Raw genomic sequence first — 5324 nt, forward strand, 5'->3', positions numbered from 1 at the left:
CGTCAGTGGGCGGGGGGGGGGGCCGGGGGGGGCTCCCCCCCGGGGGGGGGGGGGCTCAGCTGTCGAAGCCGTCGAATCCGTCGCCGTGGAACGCCTCGTTCATCGAGGCGTCCGCGTAGCCGCGACAGTAATCCCAGGTGACGTAGGCCTCGGGTGTCGGGTCATAGGCGGGCTCGTGCGGGCGCACCGTGCCGTCCACCAGCAGTTGCAGGAGATTGGCGCGGAGCATGTCCCAGTCGTGGTAATGATCTTGTCGGCAGTCCTCGCAGCTGACCACCAGGCCGCGGATACCGCGGTGGGCCAGCAATGCCTCGTAGACAGCGAGGTCGGCGATATCCTCCTCGACCGCGAGGCGCTCGTGGGGATCCAAGGGTTCGCCCGGCTCGATGGCATCGAGCGCGGCCGACGGGTCGGAGGGGTCTCCGGCGAATGGATCCGGCGGCAAGCCAGGTGGTAGATGGTCACGCACACACCCACGGTACGCAGAACAGGGCGGTCTGCGCCAGCGCTGCCGCGTGCCAGTTTCGCGGGCGGGCCGCTCCTGGCCCGGATCGCTGTACAGATACCATGGTGCGCAGGCGCTGGAGAAGTATCCCGACTCGCTGCTCCCGCTGCCACCGTCCATTCCATCAGTTGTGCGCGACGCCGCTCCTCGGCGCCTGCCGCTGTTCGACGTCCAGGAGGGGTCGATCCGAATGAGTAATCCCGTACCGGGCGAACGAATCGCAGTCCGCCCCCCTACGGGTGGCGACGATCCGAACAAGATCGCCATGCTCGGGCTCACGTTCGACGACGTGCTGTTGCTGCCCGCGGCCTCGGATCTGATTCCCAGCTCTGTCGAGACCTCCAGCAATCTCACCAGGGAGATCCGGCTGCGGACCCCGCTGGTGAGTTCGGCCATGGACACCGTCACCGAGGCCAGGATGGCCATCGCGATGGCGCGCGCGGGCGGCATGGGCGTGCTGCACCGCAATCTGTCCACCGCCGACCAGGCCTCCCAGGTGGAGACCGTCAAGCGCTCCGAGGCGGGCATGGTCACCGACCCGGTCACCTGTCGGCCGACCGACACCCTGGCCGAGGTCGACGCCATGTGCGCGCGTTTCCGCATCTCGGGTCTGCCGGTGGTGGACGAGACCGGCGCGCTGGTGGGCATCATCACCAACCGCGACATGCGTTTCGAGGTCGACCAGAACCGCCGCGTCGCCGACGTGATGACCAAGGCCCCGCTGATCACCGCCCAGGAGGGTGTGACGGCCGAGGCGGCGCTCGGGCTGCTGCGCCGCCACAAGGTGGAGAAGCTGCCGATCGTCGACGGCAACGGCAGGCTGCGCGGCCTGATCACCGTCAAGGACTTCGTCAAGACCGATCAGTACCCGAACGCCACCAAGGACCGCGACGGCAGGCTGCTGGTCGGCGCCGCCGTCGGTGTCGGCGAGGACGCCTGGTCGCGCGCGATGACCCTGGCCGACGCGGGGGTGGACGTGCTGGTGGTCGACACCGCGCACGGTCACCAGTCGCAGGTGTTGCAGATGGTGGCCAAGGTCAAGGCCGAGGTCGGCGAGCGCATCCAGGTCGTCGGCGGCAATGTGGCGACCCGCGAGGGCGCGGCGGCGCTGGTCGAGGCGGGCGCGGACGCGATCAAGGTGGGTGTCGGCCCCGGCTCGATCTGCACCACCCGCGTGGTCGCCGGTGTCGGCGCGCCGCAGATCACCGCGATCCTGGAGGCCGTGGCGGTCTGCAAGCCCGCGGGCGTGCCGGTGATCGCCGACGGCGGCATCCAGTTCTCCGGCGACATCGCCAAGGCCATCGCGGCGGGCGCGTCGACGGTCATGCTCGGTTCGCTGCTGGCGGGCACCACCGAGTCGCCGGGTGAGCTGATCCTGGTGGGCGGCAAGCAGTTCAAGAGCTACCGCGGCATGGGTTCGCTGGGCGCCATGCAGGGCCGCGGCCAGGCCAAGTCGTTCTCCAAGGACCGCTACTTCCAGGACGACGTGCTCGCCGAGGACAAGCTGGTCCCCGAGGGCATCGAGGGCCGGGTGCCCTTCCGCGGCCCGGTCAACCAGGTGATCCACCAGCTCGTCGGCGGCCTGCGGGCGGCCATGGGCTACACCGGCTCGCAGTCGATCGCCGAGCTGCAGGAAGCGCAGTTCGTGCAGATCACCGCGGCCGGCCTGAAGGAGAGCCACCCGCACGACATCACCATGACCGTGGAGGCCCCGAACTACACGGGTCGCCAGTAACTCTCGCGGCGACGGCCGGAACCCCGCGACCCGGGCTCCGGCCGTCACTGCTGTTCGGGGTCACTACGGCGGCCCATCCGATACCGAAAGGACAACGCACGTGCGCGACATGGTCGAGATCGGCATGGGCCGGACGGCCCGGCGTACCTACGAGCTGGACGACGTGGACATCGTCCCCTCGCGGCGGACCCGTTCCTCCAAGCAGGTCTCGCTCGGCTGGCAGCTCGACGCCTACCGCTTCGAGATCCCGCTGGTGACCCATCCGACCGACGCGCTGGTCTCGCCGAAACTGGCGGTGGAGCTGGGCCGCCTCGGCGGGCTCGGCGTCATCAACGGCGAGGGCCTGTGGGCCAGGCACGCCGACGTCGAGGCCAAGATCGAGCAGCTGACCGAGCTGGCCGAGCAGGGACAGTACGAGAAGGCCGTGGCCTTCCTGCAGCAACTGCACGCCGCGCCGTTGCAGCCCGACCTGCTGGCCGCCGCGGTGGCCGAGGTGCGCGCCGCGGGCGTGACGGTCTCGGTGCGGGTGAGCCCGCAGAACGCGCGCGCGTTCACCCCCGGCCTGGTGCAGGCCGGTATCGACCTGCTGGTGGTGCACGGCACCATCATCTCCGCCGAGCACGTGGGCGACGGCGAGCCGCTGAACCTCAAGACCTTCATCGCCGAACTGGACGTGCCCGTGGTGGCAGGCGGTGTGAGCGACCACCGCACCGCGCTGCACCTGATGCGCACCGGCGCGGCGGGCGTGATCGTGGGCTACGGCTCGTTCCCCGGCGCCACCACCACCGGTGAGGTGCTCGGCATCGGCGTGCCGATGGCCACCGCGATCGCCGACGCGGCCGCCGCCCGGCGCGACTACCTGGACGAGACCGGTGGCCGGTACGTGCACGTGATCGCCGACGGCGACATCGCCACCTCCGGCGACCTGGCCAAGGCCATCGCCTGCGGCGCGGACGCGGCCATGCTCGGCGTGCCGCTGGCCGTGGCCGCCGAGGCGCCAGGCCGGGGCTGGTACTGGCCGTCGGCGGCCGCGCACCCCTCGGTGCCGCGCGGCTCGCTGCTACAGGTCGAGGACTTCGGCCTGTCCGACGGGTCCGGCGACGCGCCCGCCCGCCCGACCCTGGAGCGGGTGCTGTTCGGCCCGTCCGACGATCCGTTCGGCTCGCTCAACCTGGTCGGCGGTCTGCGTCGTTCGATGGCCAAGGCCGGCTACTCCGACCTCAAGGAGTTCCAGAAGGTCGGCCTGAGCGTGCGCGCCTGAGCAGGCCCGTGACGGGGGATGCCCGTGCGTCGCGGCGCCGGGCCCCTCACTAGACTGGACCGGTGACAGAATCCCAGAGACCGGTCCTCGTCGTCGACTTCGGCGCCCAATACGCCCAGCTGATCGCCCGCCGGGTCCGTGAGGCGAGCGTCTACTCCGAGGTGGTTCCGCACACCGTGTCGGTGGAGGAGATCGCCGAGCGCAAGCCGCTCGCGGTCATTCTGTCCGGCGGCCCGTCGAGCGTGTACGCCGAGGGCGCGCCGCAACTGGATCCGCAGCTGTTCGAGCTCGGTCTGCCGGTCTTCGGCATCTGCTACGGCTTCCAGGCCATGGCGCAGGCGCTGGGCGGCACCGTCACCCACACCGGCACCCGCGAGTACGGCCGCACCGAGCTGAACATCGACGGCGGCCTGCTGCACGGCGGCCTGCCCACCATCCAGCCGGTGTGGATGAGCCACGGCGACGCCGTCACCGACGCGCCCCAGGGCTTCGAGGTCACCGGCACCACGGCGGGCGCCCCGGTCGCCGCCTTCGAGGACAAGGCCCGAAGGCTCGCCGGCGTGCAGTACCACCCCGAGGTGCTGCACTCGCCGCACGGCCAGCAGGTGCTCAGCCGCTTCCTGCACGAGATGGCGGGCATCCCCGCCACCTGGACCCCGGCGAACATCGCCGAGTCGCTGATCGAGCAGGTGCGCGAGCAGATCGGCGACGGGCACGCCATCTGCGGCCTGTCCGGCGGCGTGGACAGCGCGGTCGCCGCGGCGCTCGTGCAGCGGGCCATCGGCGATCGGCTGACCTGCGTGTTCGTCGATCACGGCCTGTTGCGGGCCGGGGAGCGCGAGCAGGTGCAGCAGGATTTCGTCGCCTCCACCGGCGCCAAGCTGGTCACCGTGGACGCGGTGGACAAGTTCCTCGGCGAGCTGGCCGGGGTGACCGATCCCGAGCAGAAGCGCAAGATCATCGGTCGTGAGTTCATCCGCTCCTTCGAGGACGCGGTGCGCGAGGTCGTCACCGAGCAGGGCGCGGCCGACGGCGCGCTGCCGAAGGTGGAGTTCCTCGTGCAGGGCACGCTGTACCCGGACGTGGTGGAGTCCGGCGGCGGCGCGGGCACCGCGAACATCAAGTCGCACCACAATGTCGGCGGTCTGCCCGACGATCTCGAGTTCGAGCTGGTCGAGCCGCTTCGCCTGCTGTTCAAGGACGAGGTGCGCGCGGTCGGCCGCGAGCTCGGCCTGCCCGAGGAGATCGTCGCCCGCCAGCCGTTCCCCGGCCCCGGCCTGGCGATCCGCATCATCGGCGAGGTGACCTCCGACCGGCTGGCCACGCTGCGCCAGGCCGACGCCATCGCCCGCGAGGAGCTGACCGCGGCCGGTCTGGACGCCCAGATCTGGCAGTGCCCGGTGGTGCTGCTGGCCGATGTGCGCAGCGTCGGCGTGCAGGGCGACGGCCGCACCTACGGTCACCCGATCGTGCTGCGCCCGGTGTCCAGCGAGGACGCCATGACCGCGGACTGGACCCGGCTGCCCTACGAGGTGCTCGAACGCATCTCGACCCGGATCACCAACGAGGTCGCCGAGGTAAACCGCGTGGTGCTCGACGTGACCAGCAAGCCGCCGGGCACCATCGAATGGGAGTGACGGCCCCGGCTGTCGGGGGGGGGGGGGCGCGGCCCCGGGCGCGGGCGGGGGGGGGGGGGGGGGGGGGGGGGTGGGGGGGGGGGGGGGGGGGGGGGGGGGGGGGGGGGGGGGGGGGGGGGGGGGGGGGGGGGGGGGGGGGGGGCGCGGCCCCCCCCCCCCCCCCCCCCCCCCCCGCCTCCTGTGTGT

5 protein-coding genes are annotated in these 5324 nt (G+C 71.8%); 4 read left to right on the forward strand and 1 reads right to left on the reverse strand.

Going from position 1 to position 5324, the window contains the following annotated elements:
* Positions 1 to 55: 55 nt before the first annotated feature.
* Positions 56 to 469 (reverse strand): DUF5319 domain-containing protein, encoded by a 414-nt coding sequence (locus QH283_RS04485; protein ID WP_280501748.1) that lies wholly within the window; start codon positions 467 to 469, stop codon positions 56 to 58.
* A gap of 226 nt (positions 470 to 695) precedes the next feature.
* On the opposite strand from QH283_RS04485, the gene guaB reads away from it, so the two are divergent.
* From guaB to QH283_RS04505, 4 genes are all read left to right on the forward strand, one after another.
* Positions 696 to 2240, forward strand: coding sequence for an IMP dehydrogenase (guaB, locus tag QH283_RS04490; RefSeq protein ID WP_280501752.1), 1545 nt, complete (start codon positions 696 to 698; stop codon positions 2238 to 2240).
* 100 nt (positions 2241 to 2340) lie between these two features.
* Positions 2341 to 3501, forward strand: a complete 1161-nt coding sequence (locus QH283_RS04495) for a GuaB3 family IMP dehydrogenase-related protein (RefSeq protein WP_280501749.1) — start codon at positions 2341 to 2343, stop codon at positions 3499 to 3501.
* Between the two features lie 62 nt (positions 3502 to 3563).
* A complete protein-coding gene (guaA, locus tag QH283_RS04500) occupies positions 3564 to 5138 on the forward strand; it encodes a glutamine-hydrolyzing GMP synthase (RefSeq protein WP_280501750.1) in 1575 nt (524 codons plus the stop codon).
* A partial coding sequence (locus QH283_RS04505; RefSeq protein ID WP_280501751.1) for a hypothetical protein occupies positions 5135 to 5324 on the forward strand: 190 nt, incomplete at its 3' end. The genes guaA and QH283_RS04505, both read left to right, overlap by 4 nt.

Origin of the sequence: Nocardia farcinica (genome assembly GCF_029867845.1) — a bacterium.
Lineage (GTDB): Bacteria > Actinomycetota > Actinomycetes > Mycobacteriales > Mycobacteriaceae > Nocardia > Nocardia farcinica_A.

Excerpts from the sequence above, each read along its gene's own strand:
- guaB (WP_280501752.1), top strand. The coding sequence starts at position 696 with ATGAGTAATCCCGTACCGGGCGAACGAATCGCAGTCCGCCCCCCTACG.